We start from the raw sequence: 16,700 nt of genomic DNA, 5'->3' as shown, positions 1-16,700 counted from the left end.
CAATACTTCCAGAGTGCGATGCGGACCTTGTCCACGCATTCCCTGGCTTGAGCGCGCGGCCGCGGGTCACCTTGGGCCGAGACGACGCGCGCTCCAGTGTCAGCAAACGATTTTGAATTCATCCATGCAGAGTCCTTCCATGTCGTCCCCCCTTAGTACCGATGCGTCGCCCGGCAGCGTTGCCGAGACCCCGCTCACGCTGTCGCAGCGGCTCAAGGCGGAAACCGCCAGGCTGCACGACATGCTCGATCAACTGGTGATGTCGACCCAGCCATTCGACAACCGCGAGAATTACGGCCGTTTCGTGCTGACCCAGTATCTGTTCCAGCGAGATATCGAGTCGCTGTATGACGACGCGCGCCTGCAGGCGATGATTCCGGATCTGCCGTCGCGGCCGCGTCTGGCGGCGGCGGCGATGGACCTGCAGGACCTGGCGGTTGTCGTGCCGGACGACGCCGATGCGCCGGCGGCGGCGCGGCTGGCGATGGAAGAGGGCCTGGGCTGGCTGTATGTGTCCGAAGGATCCAAGCTCGGTGCGGCGTTTCTGTTCAAGGAAGCGGCGGCGCGATTGGGACTGAGCGAAACCGTCGGCGCCCGGAACCTGGCCGCGCCGGAAGGGGGGAGGGGGGCGGCGTGGAAACGGTTTGTGCAGGTGCTCGACCACAACGCGTTGTCGGCAGATGACGAAGACCGTGTCGTGGAAGGCGCCCGCCAGGCGTTCCATCGCTTTGCCGAACTGCTGCGACGCAGTTTCGGTCTTGCGGCGTAAGGGGCAAAGGATGCGACGGGACAAGGGGCGCGCGGGTGGAGTGGATACGGAGACACATCCTGCCCAACATGCAACGTTGCCTGTGGGGAGGCGCGACCTTGCCGCGCGCGATGTCGACGAAGCGACGCGCGTCCTTGCCGTGCGCGGCTTCAACCAGGATGGGCCGTCGACTCGCGATGCACGGGATGACGTCAGTGGAACAGAGACGGCGCTTTGTGTGCCCGCCCTGGGCGTTGCCGCCGGACGTCGCCGTGTGTTGCGGATGGCGTCTGCGTTGCCTCTGAGCGTGCCTGGCATCACATGGGTTTCACGCGTTCTGCAGGCGCTGGGGGCAGCGGGACTGCTACGGGTTTCGGCGGCGCAGGCTGCCACGTCAGCTTCGTCAACGTCAGCGGCATCAACGTCAGCTTCATCAACGTCCCCGGAACCTGCCACCGCACCCTCCGCACGTCCGCGCCTGGTGTCCGTCGGCGCGGGCACGACCGAGATCGTGTACGCCCTCGGGGCGCAGGCGCAACTCGTCGGCGTGGATACCAGCAGTCTGTACCCGGCGGTGGCGCAGGCCTTGCCCAAGGTGGGCTATCAACGGACCTTGACGGCCGAAGGGGTCATGTCCTTGGCGCCGCAGGTGCTGCTGGCCAGTCAGGATGCCGGGCCGCCGGCCGTGCTGGCGCAGGTGGCGGCGGCGGGCGTGACGGTGGTGCGCGTGGATGGCGCGTATTCGTTCGAAGGTCTGTTGCAACGCATCGGTCAGGTGGCCAGCGCCACGGGCCGGCTCGATGAAGGCGAAAAGCTGTCGGTGTCATTGGCTGCGCGGTGGGCGGATGTGATGGCGCAGGTGGACGGCAAGCCGCTGCGCACCCGGTCCGGCAAGATCGCGTCGGTCGCGTTTCTGATGCGGCATGGGCCCACGGTGGTGGCCGCCGGCCGAGGCACCGGGGCCGATGCCATCTTGCGTCTGGCGGGGGCACGCAATGCGTTCGGCGATGCGTTCGACAGCTACAAGCCCTTGTCGGCCGAAGCGCTTGCCCAAGCCGCACCGGACGTCATCATCGGCACGTACGACGGCGTGCTGAAGCCCGGTGATACCGATGCACTGAAGGCGCTGCCGGGTGTCGCGCTGACGCCGGCGGGGCGCAGCGGGGCGATTCGCAGTTTTGACATCGTGCTGCTGCTGGGCTTTGGTCCGCGGCTGCCTGAGGCGGTCGAGGCGCTGCATCAGGGGCTGCTGCAGGCGATACGTGGGCCAGGGCAGGGCGCGGCGCCAACGTCGAGGCGGCTGGAAGGACGACCGGCAGCGCAATCGACGGCGTCATCCGTGGCGCCTTCTCCAAGTGCTTCTGCGGCGCCCTCTCCGGCTGGTTTCGCGGCATCGCCTCGTTGATGGCGATCGCTTCAACCCCGCCCGCGCCGCCCACGAGCCCCACGCCTGCCCGCTCCCGCGGTGCAGGCAGGCTGCCGGCGCCTGCCCTGTTTGGCGTGCTCGCCGTGCTGTTGATCGTCCTTCTGGTCTTGGCGGCAGGGCGGGGCGCGTACCCCATCTCGCCGTCGCAGGTCGTGGCTATTTTCCTGAGCAAGCTTGGCGTGTCCGATAGCGGCTTCGACGCGCAGCAGATGGGCGTGCTGTGGACGATCCGGCTGCCCCGCGTGGTGCTGGGCGCAGGCATCGGCGCGTTGCTGGGGATGGCCGGCGCGACCATGCAAAGTCTGTTCCGTAATCCCCTGGCGGACCCCGGGCTCATTGGCGTGTCGAGCGGCGCGGCGCTGGCCGTCGCGCTGACGATCGTCTTCGGCAATCTGTGGTGGCCTGGGCTGACCACGCAGCTCGGGCTGGCGCTGTATCCGCTGGCGGCCTTTGCGGGCGGCGTCGTCACCACCTTGCTGGTGTACCGCATCGGCCGGACGTCACTGGGCGTATCCGTCGCGGCCATGCTGCTGGCGGGCATTGCGCTCAACGCGATCGCATTCGCATTGATCGGCTTGGCGAGTTATGTCGCCACCGACGAACAGTTGCGCAGCATGACGTTCTGGAACCTGGGCAGCCTGGCGGCGGCGTCGTGGCCGGTGGCGGGCGTGGTCAGTGCGGGCGGCGTGATTGCCGTGTTCGGCATGTGGCGGCTGCGGGTCGGTTTGAATGCCATGGCGCTGGGCGAAGCCGAAGCGCGCCACCTGGGCGTTCATGTCGACCGACTCAAGACCCTGTCCATCATTTTCAGTGCGCTGGCGGTTGGCTTGGCCGTGGCGTTCTGCGGCATGATCGGCTTTATCGGACTGGTCGCGCCGCATTGCATTCGCCTGATCGCCGGGCCGGACGCACGCGTGGTGATGCCCGGCTCGGCCTTGCTTGGCGCAGCCTTGACGGTCGGCGCCGACGTGGTCGCACGCACGCTGGTTGCGCCTGCGGAGATGCCTATCGGTGTGCTGACCGCGCTGATCGGTGCTCCGTTTTTTCTGGTCCTGTTGCTGCGCGGCAAGGGCCGGATGATGGAGGGCTGAGCGATGACATCAGTCCAAGCGCCGGTGCTGCGCGTCGACGCGCTGACCGTCCATCGCCGCCAACGCGGCGGGGCAGACCATGCCGTGCTGCGCGACGTGTCGCTGACGGTCGCCCCCGGCGAACTGGTCATGCTGATCGGCCCCAACGGCGCCGGTAAATCGACCCTCCTGGCCGCCGTGTCAGGCGACCTTGCCCCTGCATCCGGCCGCATCGACTTCGACGGCAAGCCTTTGGCGTCATGGCATCGGAAGACCCTCGCACAGCGCCGGGCCGTCTTGCCCCAACGGGCAGGGCTCAGCCTGCCGTTCACGGTGCAGGAAGTCATCAAACTAGGTTGCCTGGCGCGGACCGGATCGCACGCCACGCTGACCCGCATTGTCAATGAAGCCGCTGCGGCTGCAGGCGTGGACCATCTGGCCCATCGGTCGATGACCCAGCTCTCGGGCGGCGAGCAGGCCAGGGTCCACCTGGCCCGGGTGCTGGCGCAGATCTGGCCGGAAGGCGGACGTGCGGCGCAAACCGGCACGGAGCCGACCCGCAATCTGTTGCTGCTGGACGAGCCCTGCGCTAGCCTGGACCCGCATCACCAACACGCAGTCTGCACGGTCGTTCGCGACTTCGCCCATCGCACCGGCACAGGTGTCGTCATCACGATGCACGACATGAATCTGGCCGGGCAATATGGGGACCGGGTGGTGGCGCTGTTGGACGGCGCCGTGGTTGCCGACGGCACGCCGCGCGATGTGCTGACCCGGACGTTCGTGCAGCAGTGCTTTGCCGTCGATGCCGCCCGCATCGACGCCGATGGCGGGCTGCTGGTGGCCACGCGGCCCTGGGCAGGCTAGGCGACGTCCGCCAACCTGGGTCAAAAAAAAGCCACCTTGCTTACCGCAGGGTGGCTTTTTCTTCACGGCTTCACATCCCGCGCCATCACATCTCCGTATACACCGGCCCTTCGCCACCTTGCGGCGTGACCCACACAATGTTCTGCGTCGGATCCTTGATGTCGCAGGTCTTGCAGTGCACGCAGTTCTGCGCGTTGATCTGCAGCTTGTCGGCGCCGGCGTCGTCCTTCACGTACTCGTACACGCCTGCGGGGCAGTAGCGTCCTTCGGGCCCGGCGTAGGTCGGCAGATTGATCCGCGTCGGCACGGTCGGATCCTTCAGCGTCAGGTGGACCGGCTCGTCTTCCTCGTGATTGGTGTTCGAGATGAACACCGACCCCAGGCGATCAAAGGTCAGCTTGCCGTCCGGCTTGGGATACACGATGGGCGTGCATTCACTGGCTGGCTTCAGGTACACGTGGTCGGGCTTGGTACGGTGGATGGTCCAGGGCATGTTGCCGCGGAACACCAGCTGTTCGATGCCCGTCATCAGCGTCGCCACCGTGCGGCCCTTCTTGAACCACTGCTTGAAGTTGCGCGCCTTGTTCAGTTCTTCGAACAGCCACGACGCTTCGAATGCGGCGGGGTAGGCGGTCAGTTCGTCATGGCGGCGGTCGGCCACCACGGCGTCGAACGCAGCCTGCGCGGCCAGCATGCCGGACTTGATGGCGGCATGGCTGCCCTTGATGCGCGATGCGTTCATGAAGCCCGCTTCGCAACCGACCATGGCGCCGCCCGGGAACACCAGCTTGGGCAAGGACAAGAGCCCGCCTGCCGTGATCGACCGTGCGCCATACGAAATGCGCTTGCCGCCTTCCAGGAAGGCACGGATGGTCGGATGCGTCTTGAAGCGCTGGAACTCTTCGAATGGCGACAGATAAGGATTGGCGTAATCCAGGCCCACGATCAGGCCGATGGCGACCTTGTTGTCTTCCTGGTGATACAGGAACGATCCGCCATAGGTATCGCTTTCCAGCGGCCAGCCGGCGGTGTGGATCACCAGGCCGGGCTTGTGCTTGGCCGGATCGATCTCCCACAGTTCCTTGATGCCGATACCGTAGCTTTGCGGATCCTTGCCGTCGTTCAGCTTGAACCGTTCCATCAGCTGACGGCCCAGGTGACCGCGCGAGCCTTCCGAAAAGATGGTGTAGCGCGCATGGAGTTCCATGCCAGGCTGAAACTGGTCAGTCGGCTCGCCGTCGCGGCCCACGCCCATGTTGCCGGTGGCCACGCCCTTGATCGACCCATCGTCGTTGTACAGGATTTCGGCGGCGGCAAAGCCCGGGAAGATATCGACGCCCAGGCCTTCGGCCTGTTCGCCCAGCCAGCGCGTGACCTTGCCCAGGCTGACGATGTAGTTGCCGTCGTTATGGAAACAGGGCGGCAGCATCCACGACGGGGTGGCTTTTGCGCCGGTGTCCGACAGGAACAGGAAGCGGTCTTCGGTCACGGGCACCGTCAAGGGGGCGCCTTTTTCTTTCCAGTCGGGAATCAGTTCGGTCAGCGCGCGGGGATCCATCACCGCACCGGACAGAATGTGGGCGCCGATCTCGCCGCCTTTTTCCAGCACACAGACACCGATTTCGCGGCCGGTCTCGGCGGCCAGTTGTTTCAGGCGAATCGCGGTGGAAAGTCCGGCAGGGCCGCCGCCAACGATGACGACGTCGTATTCCATCGACTCGCGTTCAATCTCTTGCATGAGGAAAGTGCTCCGCGTGGGCGGGCGACGGGCCGCAGGGCGGATGGCGGTTCCGTCACCAATAGGTTGGAAGTATTATTCTCGGATTGTATTTTAGGCGTTCACGTACGATCACGCTGAAACCAGCAGTCAACGAGGAAAAGATCAATGAATAAAGTCTATGCGAGCGCCAGAGACGCGCTGCTCGACATCGTGCGCGATGGCCAGACCATCGCGGTGGGCGGTTTTGGCCTGTGCGGGATCCCCGAGGCGCTGATTGACGCGCTGCGCGACTCCGGCGCCAGCCAGCTGACCTGCATCAGCAACAATGCGGGCATCGACAACGTCGGTCTGGGCAAGCTGCTGGCCACCCGGCAGATTCGCAAGATGATCGCCTCGTACGTGGGCGAAAACAAGGAATTCGAACGGCAATACCTGGCCGGCGAACTGGAAATCGAATTCACGCCGCAAGGCACGCTGGCGGAAAAGCTGCGCGCGGGCGGCTCGGGCATCCCGGCCTTCTTTACGGCAACCGGCGTGGGCACGATGATCGCCGAAGGCAAGGAAACCCGCGAATTCGACGGTCAGACCTACGTCATGGAACGTTCGCTGGTGCCGGACGTGTCGCTGGTCAAGGCGATGGTGGCCGACAAGAGCGGCAACCTGATCTTCAACAAGACCGCGCGCAACTTCAACCCGAACGTGGCCATGGCTGGCAAGATCACCGTGGCGGAAGTTGAAAAGATCGTGGAAGTGGGTGAACTCGATCCCGACCAGATTCATCTGCCCGGCATCTTCATCCATCGCATCGTGTTGAATGCGACCCCCGAAAAACGCATCGAACAGCGCACCACGCGCCCGGCATAAGGAGACGACCATGGCTTGGAACCGTGAACAAATGGCGGCTCGCGCTGCGCAGGAACTGCAGGACGGCTTTTATGTGAACCTGGGTATCGGCCTGCCGACCCTGGTTGCGAACCAAGTGCCGGCCGGACTGGAAGTCTGGCTGCAGTCCGAAAACGGCCTCCTGGGTATCGGCCCCTTCCCGCTGGAAAGCGAGGTCGATCCCGACATGATCAATGCCGGCAAGCAGACCGTGACGACCCTGCCGGGCTCGTCGATCTTTTCGTCGGCCGACTCGTTCGCGATGATCCGTGGCGGCAAGATCAACCTGGCCATCCTGGGCGCCATGCAGGTGTCCGGCAAGGGCGATCTGGCGAACTGGATGATTCCGGGCAAGATGATCAAGGGCATGGGCGGCGCCATGGACCTGGTGGCGGGCGTGGGCCGGGTCGTGGTCCTGATGGAACACGTGGCCAAAAAGAAAGACGGCACGACCGACATGAAGATCCTGGGCGAATGCACCTTGCCGTTGACCGGCCTGGGCGTCGTGGATCGCATCATTACGGACCTGGCCGTGATCGACGTGACGCCGGACGGCTTGAAGCTGATCGAGACCGCCCCGGGCGTGACCGTGGCGCAGGTGCAGGAACTGACGGGCGTCACGCTCGACACCTCGGCGGTGACGGTTGCGGCCTGACAGACGGAAGGGTGCGGGCCGCATCGCGGCCTTGCTCGTGGCCTCGGCCGCGGTGTTCGGCACCGGGGGTGTTCGGGCCGAAGCGCCAGGGCCCTTGCTGCCGCCCGCGCTTGCCATTCCGGCCGTAGCGTCATCGGCGCAAGCCTTTGTTCCCGATGGCTTTACCCTTGCGAATGAAGTCACCGGCGATCTGGGCGGCGCCTATCCAGGCGTGGTCCAGGTCTACGAAAACCGGCAGGGCCGCCGGGCCATGCTGGTGGGGCTGCGCCGGCCCAACGGATTCGAGGCGACCGGCTGGGGCTTTGTGCTGCCCTGTCGTACCTGCGGCGCCGATCTGCCGCCCGATCGCAATCTTGACGTCCGTATCCAGGGCGGGGCGATCATCGTGGTGGACCGTAGCGCATCTGCCGCCGACGACACCACCACGCAGGCCGAGCTGGTGTTCCGTCCGTCCGACGACAGGCGGGGCTGGCTGCTGACCACCCTGACACAACTGACGGTGTTCACCCGCGAAGGGCGCGCCGAACAGTCCTACATCGACTATCGCCGTGGCGATACGCAGGATGCCGTAGGGCGTTTTGACGGCGCGCGCTTTACACCGGATCGCATAGACTCTGGTCGCACTGAAGCCCGTGAACTGGCCCTGGACTCGCTCGCGCTGTATTAGCCGCAGCGCGGTCTGGCTGAGCTGTTGGGCTGTCTCCAACGGTTACTGCACACAGTCCGGCAGGCCTTGCGCATACCCGCTATAATTCCGATTTCCCGCAAGCGCTCGGCAAAAACCGGGTGCAATTGGCAATGACCAAGTACGTATTTGTTACCGGTGGCGTGGTGTCTTCCCTTGGCAAGGGCATCGCCGCGGCATCCCTGGCAGCGATCCTTGAATCGCGCGGCCTCAAAGTCACCATGCTCAAGCTGGATCCCTACATCAATGTGGATCCCGGCACCATGAGCCCCTTCCAGCACGGCGAAGTGTTCGTCACCGAAGACGGCGCCGAAACCGACCTGGACCTGGGCCACTACGAGCGCTTCATCAGCACCCGCATGCGGAAGGTGAACAACTTCACCACCGGCCAGATCTATGAATCCGTGCTGCGCAAAGAGCGCCGCGGCGATTATCTGGGCAAGACCGTGCAGGTCATCCCGCACATCACCAACGAAATCCAGGACTACATCGCACGGGGCGCAGCCGCCGCGTGGGACGGCCAGACCGACGTCGCGATCGTCGAGATCGGCGGCACGGTGGGCGACATCGAATCGCTGCCGTTCCTGGAAGCCGTGCGCCAGATGAGCCTGCGCCTGGGCCGCAACAGCGCCGCGTTCATTCACCTGACGCTGGTGCCGTTCATCGCCTCCGCAGGCGAACTCAAGACCAAGCCTACCCAGCACTCGGTGCAGAAACTGCGCGAAATCGGGATCTACCCGACGGCGCTGCTGTGCCGCGCCGATCGTCCGATTCCCGACGACGAACGCGCCAAGATCTCGTTGTTCTCGAACGTGCAGCTCGACGCGGTCATCTCGGTATGGGATGCCGACTCGATCTACAAGATCCCGGCCATGCTGCACAAGCAGGGCCTGGACGATCTGGTCTGCGAAACGCTCAACATCACCGCCAAGCCCGCTGACCTGACGGTGTGGGACAAGCTGATCGAAGCCAAGGAAAATCCCGAAAACGAAATCACGATCGCCATGGTCGGCAAGTATGTCGACCTGACCGAATCGTACAAGTCGTTGACGGAAGCCCTGGCGCACGCCGGCATCCATGCACGCACCAAGGTCACGGTCGAATACCTCGACTCCGAAGTGATCGAGACCGAAGGCGTGGGCGCGATGGCCAAGTACGACGCCATCCTGGTGCCGGGGGGCTTCGGCCGCCGCGGAACCGAAGGCAAGATCCAGGCAATCCGCTACGCGCGTGAAAACAACGTGCCCTACCTGGGCATCTGCCTGGGCATGCAGCTGGCCGTGATCGAATACGCCCGCCACGTGGCTGGCCTGAGCGACGCCAACAGCACCGAATTCGAGCCCGACACGCCGCACCCCGTGGTCGCTCTGATCACCGAATGGATGGACCGTGAAGGGCGCACCGAACAGCGCACCGCCGCGTCCGACATGGGCGGCACGATGCGCAAGGGCGCGCAACGCGTGCCGGTCAAGCCAGGTACGCTGGCACAGCGCATCTATGGCGATGAAGTGAACGAGCGCCATCGTCACCGCTACGAAGTGAACAACGTGTATGTTCCGAAGCTGGAAACGGCTGGCATGGTGATCAGCGCGCGCACGCCGACTGAAAACCTGCCCGAAATGATGGAGCTGCCGGCCCATCCGTGGTTCGTGGGGGTGCAGTTCCACCCCGAGTTCACGTCCACGCCGCGTAACGGGCATCCGCTGTTCTCGGCGTATGTGCGCGCCGCGCTCGACCGCAAACAGAAGACCACGACCAAGGAAAACGTATGAGCCAGCTCGACGCGATGACCCGAACCCATTCGTTCTGCGGCTTCGACGTCGGCTTGCAGCACCCGTTCTTCCTGATCGCCGGCCCGTGCGTGATCGAATCCGAGCAGATGGCGATCGATACCGCCGGCACGCTCAAGGAAATCACGACGCGCCTGGGCATCCCGTTCATCTACAAAAGTTCGTTCGACAAGGCCAACCGCAGCTCCAGCAAGACCTTCCGGGGCCTGGGCATGGACTTTGGCCTGCGCGTGCTGTCCGAGGTGAAGTCGCAGCTGGGACTGCCGGTGCTGACCGACGTGCATGACATCGAACAGGTCGGTCCGGTATCGGCCGTGGTCGACATGCTGCAGACGCCGGCGTTTTTGTGCCGCCAGACCGACTTCATCCGCGCCTGCGCGGCGTCGCTCAAGCCGGTGAACATCAAGAAAGGCCAGTTCCTGGCGCCGCACGACATGGTCAATGTTGTCGACAAGGCCCGCGAGGCCGCGATCGAAGCCGGCGGCGACGGCAGCAACATTCTTGTCTGTGAACGCGGCGCTTCGTTTGGCTACAACAACCTAGTTTCCGACATGCGTTCGCTCGCCATCATGCGCGAGACCGGCTGCCCGGTCGTGTTCGACGCCACTCATTCGGTGCAGTTGCCGGGCGGGCAGGGGTCGACATCGGGCGGCCAGCGCGAATTCGTGCCGGTGCTGGCGCGCGCTGCCGTTGCAGTGGGCGTGTCCGGCCTGTTCATGGAAACCCATCCCGATCCCGCGCATGCGAAATCCGATGGTCCGAATGCGGTACCGCTGGGGCGCATGGCCGACCTCCTGGGCTCGTTGATCGAGCTGGACCAGGTGGCAAAACGCCATGGCTTCATCGAAAGCGATTTTCAGTAAACCACCACGAGACACATCATGAGCGCAATCGTAGACATCATCGGCCGCGAAGTCATTGACTCCCGCGGTAATCCCACCGTCGAATGCGACGTCCTGCTCGAGTCGGGGGCCATGGGCCGCGCGTCCGTGCCATCGGGCGCATCGACCGGATCGCGTGAAGCGATCGAACTGCGCGACGGCGACAAGAGCCGCTATCTTGGCAAGGGCGTGCTGCGCGCTGTCGAGAACGTGAATACCGAAATCGCCGAAGCCCTGATGGGCCTCGACGCACAGGAACAGGCCTTCCTGGACCGTACCCTGATCGACCTGGACGGCACCGAAAACAAGGAACGCCTGGGCGCCAACTCGATGCTGGCCGTGTCGATGGCCGTGGCCAAGGCCGCCGCCGAAGAATGCAGCCTGCCGCTGTATCGCTACTTCGGTGGCAGCGGCGCCATGAGCATGCCCGTCCCGATGATGAACGTGATCAACGGTGGCGCGCACGCCAACAACAACCTCGACCTGCAGGAATTCATGATTCTGCCGGTGGGCGCACCGTCGTTCCGCGAAGCCATTCGTATGGGCGCCGAAGTGTTCCACGCGCTCAAGAAGCTGATCAACGACAAGGGTATGTCGACGGCCGTGGGTGACGAAGGCGGCTTTGCCCCCAACGTCGAAAACCACGAAGCCGCGATCCAGCTGGTGCTGCAGGCCATCGAAAAGGCCGGCTACGAGCCCGGCACGCAGATCGCCCTGGGCCTGGACTGCGCCGCCAGCGAGTTCTTCCGTGACGGCAAGTACCACCTGGAAGGCGAGAAGGCCGCGCTGACCCCGCAGGAATTCACGCATCTTCTGGCCACCTGGTGCGACAAGTACCCGATCATCTCGATCGAAGACGGCATGGCGGAAGGCGACTGGGCGGGCTGGAAGTACCAGACCGAACAGCTCGGCAAGCGCGTGCAGCTGGTGGGCGACGACCTGTTCGTCACCAACACCAAGATCCTGAAGCAAGGTATCGACCAGGGCATCGCCAACTCGATCCTGATCAAGATCAACCAGATCGGCACGCTGACGGAAACGTTCGCCGCCATCGAAATGGCCAAGCGCGCCGGCTACACCGCCGTCGTGTCGCACCGTTCGGGCGAAACCGAAGACTCGACCATCGCCGACATCGCGGTGGGTACCAACGCCCTGCAGATCAAGACCGGCTCGATGTCGCGTTCGGATCGTATGGCCAAGTACAACCAGTTGCTGCGGATCGAAGAAGATCTGGGCGACGTGGCGCACTACCCAGGTCGTTCGGCTTTCTACAACCTCCGTTAAAAGCCGCCGTCCATGCGTCTGCTCACCCTGATCATCGCCTTGCTGCTGGTCGCTATCCAGTACCCGTTGTGGCTCGGCAAGGGGGGGTGGATGCGCACCTGGGAACTGGAGCGGCTGCTGGCCGCCCAGCACGAGGTGAACGCCAAGCTCGAAACGCGCAATATCGCCCTGGATGCCGAAGTCCGCGACTTGAAAAGCGGTACGGACGCCATCGAAGAGCGTGCACGGTTCGAACTTGGCATGATCCGCGAAGGTGAAGCCTTTGTGCAGATCGTGGACGCATCGTCTGCCAACGCCCAGGCGCCTGCGCCTGGCGCCGCGGCGACGGGTTCCGGTGCGACGGCGGGTGCGCCTGCACCGGCTGCCCGGCCTGCGGCTGCCTCACAGCCACTTAATTCGCGCTGACTGTAGCGGCCCAGCGGGCTGCAAATCATTTCTTGTGTATGGGCATCGCCATATCCCGTCGAATCACGACGAGGCCGGCTTGCCGAGCCGCGTCCGTGTAGCCATCGTTGCCTGACGGCAGGACGACTCGTTTGAGTACCTGCTGGATGCCCGGAAACAGCGGCGCGTGCAGGTAGGTCAGATCCAGCACCAAAATGCTTTCGTCCGGGCGGACGCCGACCGCGCGCGACTCGGGTTGTGGCAGAACGCGCACCAACCGATAGCCATCGACACCCCACCTTTTTTGAAAGCCCGCCAGCCGGGTTCGGACCGCGTCGTGCCCCAACGCAAGATCCGTTTCGCCCTGGCCCAGCAAGGGGATCTACGCGCGTTCGAACGCCAGCTGGATGGCGAGCGAATCGCCGCCGGTGATCGCACCGGTCCGCGCAGCTTCGAAAAGCGCGTAACTGATCGCCTGGCGCGCCACTGCCCATCGTGTCACTTCGATCACGCCGACGCCCAGCAGGAACAGGGGCAGGGCCACCAGCAGGAACTCGATGATCGCCATGCCGCGCCGCCTGGGGCGACGAGGCGGGCGATTGACAGACCCGATGAGCGGGGGGCGAAGGATCAGCGGCATCCCGATAGTCTGTGCGGACGCCAATGCGCCCGCCATTCGGAATGTTGCGCCGGACAAAAAAAGCGCGGGACTCGGCCCGCGCTTTTTCACTGCTTACCGCTAGCCAGCATCAATGCCGGGAGTCGCTCTGGTGCCGCAGCGCCGTCGATTCAGTCGCAAACAATTCCGCGACATCGACCGGGTCAAATTCAAACGCCTTGACGCAGTAGTCGCACTTGACCTCGACACGGCCTTGTTCTTCGATGATGTCATCGACTTCGGCCTGGCCCAGGCGCAGCAGCACGTTCGCGACTTTCTCGCGCGAGCAGGTGCAGCGGTACTGGACGGGCAGCGGTTCGAACGCCGTCATCGTTTCCTGCCAGTACAGGCGGCGGATGATGGTGTCGGGCGTGACGGTCAGCAGTTCTTCCGGCTTGATCGTCTCGGCCAGATGCTGGGCACGGTCCCAGGTATCGGCCAGGTCCGCTTCCTTGTCGGCATCCGCCGCGCCTTCGGTAGAGGGGGCGTCACCCTCAGGCTTGACACTGTGGCCGCCCTGGTCAGGCAGCTTCTGCAGAAGCAACCCGGCGGTACAGTTGGCGTCGGCCGCCAGCCACATGCGCGTCTGCAGCTGTTCGGACGTCGCCATGTAGTGCTCGAGCACTTCGGCCACGGTGTCGCCCTGCATGGCCACGATCCCCTGGTAGGGCTGCTGGCCGGCGTGCCGGTCCTGCGGGTCCAGCACGACCGAGAAACGGCCGTTGCCGCCCGGGCTCAGCAGCGTCTGCAGGGTGCCATCCTCGGGCACTTCATAGCCTTCGCGAATCTTGACGGTGGCGCGCATGCCCAGGTCAGCATGGCATTCCACCACGATCAGGCCGATGGGGCCGTCGCCTTGCAGCTGCAGGACCACGGTGCCATTGAACTTGATGTTGGCGGCCAGCAGGGCGGCGGCCGCGACCAGTTCGCCCAGCAGCTTCTGCACGGCAGGCGGGTAGTCATGGCGGGCCTGGATTTCCTGCCAGGTGTCGCGGATGGCAACGACTTCGGCGCGTACCGTGTTGCCTTCGAACAGGTACTTTTTGAGATGGTCGGACAAAAATGCTGCTCCTGAACGCCGTGGCTCGTGGCCTGGCGGGTGGTACACGTCTGGTTACCGGCAAGATTGTACCGGCCCAGCCTACAATCGGCGCATGACAGAAACGAGAGAACTCCGCCGTCGCGCCTGCGAACTGGTGTGCCTGACGGACCCAGTGGAAAAGGCCGCCAGGACGCGGGAACTGCCCGCGCTGGGGCTGCTGGCGGATCCGGAAGCGGACCTGCCCGAACCCGCGGGGGTACCCGGCCGGCCCGACAGGCCCGTCCAGGTGGCGCCGCGCGATGTCCCCACGCGGGGCATGGCCACGCCCGAGGCCCGCGCCGCGCTCATGCATGCGCTGGCGCATATCGAATTCAACGCGATCAACCTGGCCCTGGATGCTATATGGCGCTTTTCTGGCCTGCCACAAGGGTTCTATCAGGATTGGTTGAAGGTGGCGAGCGAAGAGGCCCTGCATTTCACGTTGTTGACCGACCACATGGCGGCACATGGCGTGGCGTATGGCGACTTTCCGGCCCACGACGGCCTGTGGCAGATGGCCGAAAAGACCAAGGGTGACCCCCTGGCGCGTATGGCGCTGGTGCCGCGGACCCTGGAAGCGCGGGGCCTGGACGCCAGCCCGGCAATCCGCGCGCGGCTGGCCCACGCCGGCGACCACAAGGCCGCGGGGATCCTGGACATCATTCTGCGGGACGAAATCGGCCACGTGGCCATCGGCAACCGGTGGTACCGCCATTTGTGCGACGCCGCCGGGCTGGACCCGGTCGTGCACTACCCAATCCTGAGCGAAGCCTATGTGGTGCCGGTGCTGCGGGGTCCGTTCAACTTCCCGGCGCGCCGGGAAGCCGGATTCACGGAGCCGGAGCTGGTGGCGCTTGAGCAGGCAGCCGCTTCCGCGCGGATTCCTCCTCGCGAAACCGCAGCGCCATCCGCCGCACCGTCCCGTTCACCGTCATCGGCAAAGCCGGCATGACTTCCACGTCGGCCGGCACTTGCCAGGCAGGCAGGTGCTGTCGGGCGTAGTCGCGAAGCTCGCGCGCGAACCTGTCGTCGTCGCCCTGTGCTGCATCCAGTTCCGTAGCGTCCCGGCCGGCCCTGCGCCGCACCACATAGGCCTTCACCTTGGATGCGCGCCCCGGCACGATCGCCACGTCTTCCACGCCCGGACAGCCGCGCAGCACGGCTTCGACCTCGTCCGGCACGACCGTGTGCCCGCCGTCAGCCGGGAAAACGTCTTCGATACGCCCGGCGTACCAGAAATAGCCGTCTTCATCGACGCGCGCCAGGTCGCCCGTGTGATGCCAGGTGCCGCTGACCGGCCGGCCGGCTTCTTCGCCGCGCCAGTAGCCCAGGAACAAGGCGGGATCGGCATGGCCCTGGATGTCGTACCGGTTGACCACGATCTCGCCAACCGTGCCCGGGGGCGCCGGATGACCCTGCGGCGTGGCGATGGCGACCTGGTGGCCCGGATAGGGCCGGCCCATGCTGCCGGGGCGGGTCGGCCACTTGTGCCGGCTGTGGCCGATGATGGCGCGCACTTCGGCCTGGCCGTAGGTTTCGTTGGGCGTCACGCCCAGTTCGCGTTCGCATCGGGCCGCAAGCGCAGCGTCCAGATGGGATCCGCCCACGGCCATGGCGCGCAGCGACAGCTTGTAGCGGGTCGCAGCGTCGGGCACGGCGTCCAGCAGGCCGCGCAAGGCGGCAGGCTGCAAGCTGGCGTTGGTGACTTGATAGCGTTCCAGCAGTTCGAACACCTGTTCAGGCGTGCTGGCATGGCGGCTGGCGACCAGCGGCTGCCCAAAGTACAGGGCAGGGAGCAGGCCGTCGAACAGGCCATGGCCGCCGCCCCATTCGGACCCCGTCCAGAGCACGTCGGTGGGTTCGGGAAACCAGTCCTGCGATGCCACGACGCCGGGCAGGTTGCCGATCAGGGACCCGTGAGACAGCACGACGCCGCGCGCCGGACCGGTCGTGCCGGTCTTGTACAGCAGGATGGCGGGGTCGTTGGCGCTGGTGGGATGCATGTCGAACACGCTTTCCTGCCGCGCGATCAGCGTGCGCCAGGACAGCACGCGTTCGTCGTCCAGATCGATGCCGATGGCCTGACGCAGCAGCGGGCAGCGATCGGCGGCGGGCAGCACGGTGTCGGCCGCCATGCCGTCCACCAGGACGATCCGCGACTCGCTGTCGCGCAGGCGCTGTTCGACCACATCACCGGGCAGGCGCGTCGACAAGGGCACCGTGATGGCGCCAAGCTGGTACACGGCAATATGGGCGACGGCCGCTTCGGGCCGCTGGGGCAGGGCGATGGCGACACGGTCGCCGCGTTGCACGCCCATGCGGCGCAGGCCGTTCGACAGCCGGTTGGCATATTCATGCAGCCGGGCAAACGTCCAGACCTCGCGTTCGCCGTGCATGTTTTCCGCATACAAAGCGATACGGCGCGCGTCGGCACTGGTGGCCGTCCATCGGCGGCAGCACGCGTCGGCGATGTTGAAACGCTGAGGAACCCACCATCTGAACGTGGTGTAGAGTGCCTGATACTGGTCTTCCATAACCCTCCGCTGGCGATTCAAGATCTCGGTCGGAT

The 16,700-nt window shown here is 65.1% G+C and carries 16 protein-coding genes and 1 pseudogene; 12 read left to right on the top strand and 5 right to left on the bottom strand.

Features of this window, described 5'->3' with window-relative positions; genetic code table 11:
* Positions 1-139 precede the first annotated feature (139 nt).
* The 4 genes from HD883_RS06770 to HD883_RS06755 all read left to right on the top strand — a co-directional run bounded on the left by HD883_RS06770 (position 140) and on the right by HD883_RS06755 (position 4,111).
* Positions 140-769, top strand: coding sequence for a biliverdin-producing heme oxygenase (locus HD883_RS06770; RefSeq protein ID WP_179587068.1), 630 nt, complete (start codon positions 140-142; stop codon positions 767-769).
* 460 nt (positions 770-1,229) lie between these two features.
* The gene (locus HD883_RS28005; RefSeq protein WP_179587070.1) at positions 1,230-2,153 is read left to right on the top strand and encodes a heme/hemin ABC transporter substrate-binding protein; all 924 of its coding nucleotides are present in this window, start codon (positions 1,230-1,232) and stop codon (positions 2,151-2,153) included.
* Positions 2,153-3,265, top strand: coding sequence for a FecCD family ABC transporter permease (locus HD883_RS06760; protein ID WP_179587071.1), 1,113 nt, complete (start codon positions 2,153-2,155; stop codon positions 3,263-3,265). Before HD883_RS28005 ends, HD883_RS06760 begins: the two co-directional genes overlap by 1 nt.
* A 3-nt stretch (positions 3,266-3,268) precedes the next feature.
* Positions 3,269-4,111, top strand: a complete 843-nt coding sequence (locus HD883_RS06755; protein WP_179587073.1) for a heme ABC transporter ATP-binding protein — start codon at positions 3,269-3,271, stop codon at positions 4,109-4,111.
* A gap of 85 nt (positions 4,112-4,196) precedes the next feature.
* On the opposite strand, the gene HD883_RS06750 is transcribed toward HD883_RS06755, so the two are convergent.
* Positions 4,197-5,825, bottom strand: coding sequence for an electron transfer flavoprotein-ubiquinone oxidoreductase (locus HD883_RS06750; protein ID WP_179588699.1), 1,629 nt, complete (start codon positions 5,823-5,825; stop codon positions 4,197-4,199).
* 171 nt (positions 5,826-5,996) lie between these two features.
* Between HD883_RS06750 and HD883_RS06745 the strand changes: the two genes are divergently transcribed.
* The 7 genes from HD883_RS06745 (at position 5,997) to ftsB (ending at position 12,413) form a co-directional block, all read left to right on the top strand.
* Positions 5,997-6,695, top strand: a complete 699-nt coding sequence (locus tag HD883_RS06745; RefSeq protein ID WP_179587075.1) for a CoA transferase subunit A — start codon at positions 5,997-5,999, stop codon at positions 6,693-6,695.
* 10 nt (positions 6,696-6,705) lie between these two features.
* A complete protein-coding gene (locus tag HD883_RS06740) occupies positions 6,706-7,368 on the top strand; it encodes a 3-oxoacid CoA-transferase subunit B (protein ID WP_179587077.1) in 663 nt (220 codons plus the stop codon).
* 31 nt (positions 7,369-7,399) lie between these two features.
* Complete coding sequence (locus tag HD883_RS06735; RefSeq protein WP_179587079.1) at positions 7,400-8,035, top strand: hypothetical protein; 636 nt, start codon at positions 7,400-7,402, stop codon at positions 8,033-8,035.
* Positions 8,036-8,166: 131 nt separating this feature from the next.
* Positions 8,167-9,825 carry a CTP synthase gene (locus HD883_RS06730; RefSeq protein ID WP_179587081.1) on the top strand — a complete coding sequence of 553 codons (1,659 nt, stop codon included), beginning with the start codon at positions 8,167-8,169 and terminating at the stop codon, positions 9,823-9,825.
* Complete coding sequence (gene kdsA / locus HD883_RS06725) at positions 9,822-10,706, top strand: 3-deoxy-8-phosphooctulonate synthase (RefSeq protein ID WP_257022015.1); 885 nt, start codon at positions 9,822-9,824, stop codon at positions 10,704-10,706. Before HD883_RS06730 ends, kdsA begins: the two co-directional genes overlap by 4 nt.
* Before the next feature lie 18 nt (positions 10,707-10,724).
* Positions 10,725-12,008, top strand: coding sequence for a phosphopyruvate hydratase (gene eno / locus HD883_RS06720; RefSeq protein ID WP_179587083.1), 1,284 nt, complete (start codon positions 10,725-10,727; stop codon positions 12,006-12,008).
* Positions 12,009-12,020: 12 nt separating this feature from the next.
* Entirely contained in the window at positions 12,021-12,413 is a 393-nt protein-coding gene (gene ftsB, locus HD883_RS06715; protein ID WP_179587086.1) for a cell division protein FtsB, read from the top strand.
* 25 nt (positions 12,414-12,438) lie between these two features.
* Here ftsB and HD883_RS06710 read toward each other — a convergent pair whose 3' ends face one another.
* The 3 genes from HD883_RS06710 to hslO form a co-directional block, all read right to left on the bottom strand.
* A complete protein-coding gene (locus tag HD883_RS06710) occupies positions 12,439-12,768 on the bottom strand; it encodes a hypothetical protein (protein WP_179587088.1) in 330 nt (109 codons plus the stop codon).
* Positions 12,769-12,774: 6 nt separating this feature from the next.
* Positions 12,775-12,960 carry a TadE/TadG family type IV pilus assembly protein gene (locus HD883_RS06705; RefSeq protein ID WP_179587090.1) on the bottom strand — a complete coding sequence of 62 codons (186 nt, stop codon included), beginning with the start codon at positions 12,958-12,960 and terminating at the stop codon, positions 12,775-12,777.
* A 181-nt stretch (positions 12,961-13,141) separates the two neighbouring features.
* Positions 13,142-14,110, bottom strand: a complete 969-nt coding sequence (hslO, locus tag HD883_RS06700; protein ID WP_179587092.1) for an Hsp33 family molecular chaperone HslO — start codon at positions 14,108-14,110, stop codon at positions 13,142-13,144.
* 94 nt (positions 14,111-14,204) lie between these two features.
* Here hslO and HD883_RS06695 point away from each other — a divergent pair, with 94 nt between their 5' ends.
* Positions 14,205-15,083, top strand: a complete 879-nt coding sequence (locus tag HD883_RS06695; protein ID WP_179587094.1) for a ferritin-like domain-containing protein — start codon at positions 14,205-14,207, stop codon at positions 15,081-15,083.
* Here HD883_RS06695 and HD883_RS06690 read toward each other — a convergent pair.
* Positions 15,007-16,665 (bottom strand): annotated as a pseudogene (locus HD883_RS06690) (acyl-CoA synthetase); the annotation flags it as partial. The gene HD883_RS06695 and the pseudogene HD883_RS06690 overlap by 77 nt on opposite strands.
* Positions 16,666-16,700: the final 35 nt, after the last annotated feature.

The sequence above is a fragment of the Pigmentiphaga litoralis genome, assembly GCF_013408655.1.
In the GTDB taxonomy this organism is placed as follows: domain Bacteria; phylum Pseudomonadota; class Gammaproteobacteria; order Burkholderiales; family Burkholderiaceae_B; genus Pigmentiphaga; species Pigmentiphaga litoralis_A.
Note: the sequence above shows the minus strand (reverse complement) of the source record. Positions and strands in the feature narration are given on the sequence as shown.

Excerpts from the sequence above, each read along its gene's own strand:
- HD883_RS06750 (WP_179588699.1), bottom strand. The coding sequence starts at position 5,825 with ATGGAATACGACGTCGTCATCGTTGGCGGCGGCCCTGCCGGACTTTCC.
- eno (WP_179587083.1), top strand. The coding sequence starts at position 10,725 with ATGAGCGCAATCGTAGACATCATCGGCCGCGAAGTCATTGACTCCCGC.
- ftsB (WP_179587086.1), top strand. The coding sequence starts at position 12,021 with ATGCGTCTGCTCACCCTGATCATCGCCTTGCTGCTGGTCGCTATCCAG.
- HD883_RS06770 (WP_179587068.1), top strand. The coding sequence starts at position 140 with ATGTCGTCCCCCCTTAGTACCGATGCGTCGCCCGGCAGCGTTGCCGAG.
- HD883_RS06760 (WP_179587071.1), top strand. The coding sequence starts at position 2,153 with ATGGCGATCGCTTCAACCCCGCCCGCGCCGCCCACGAGCCCCACGCCT.
- HD883_RS06755 (WP_179587073.1), top strand. The coding sequence starts at position 3,269 with ATGACATCAGTCCAAGCGCCGGTGCTGCGCGTCGACGCGCTGACCGTC.
- HD883_RS06695 (WP_179587094.1), top strand. The coding sequence starts at position 14,205 with ATGACAGAAACGAGAGAACTCCGCCGTCGCGCCTGCGAACTGGTGTGC.
- HD883_RS06730 (WP_179587081.1), top strand. The coding sequence starts at position 8,167 with ATGACCAAGTACGTATTTGTTACCGGTGGCGTGGTGTCTTCCCTTGGC.
- HD883_RS06740 (WP_179587077.1), top strand. The coding sequence starts at position 6,706 with ATGGCTTGGAACCGTGAACAAATGGCGGCTCGCGCTGCGCAGGAACTG.
- HD883_RS06745 (WP_179587075.1), top strand. The coding sequence starts at position 5,997 with ATGAATAAAGTCTATGCGAGCGCCAGAGACGCGCTGCTCGACATCGTG.
- kdsA (WP_257022015.1), top strand. The coding sequence starts at position 9,822 with ATGAGCCAGCTCGACGCGATGACCCGAACCCATTCGTTCTGCGGCTTC.
- HD883_RS06705 (WP_179587090.1), bottom strand. The coding sequence starts at position 12,960 with ATGGCGATCATCGAGTTCCTGCTGGTGGCCCTGCCCCTGTTCCTGCTG.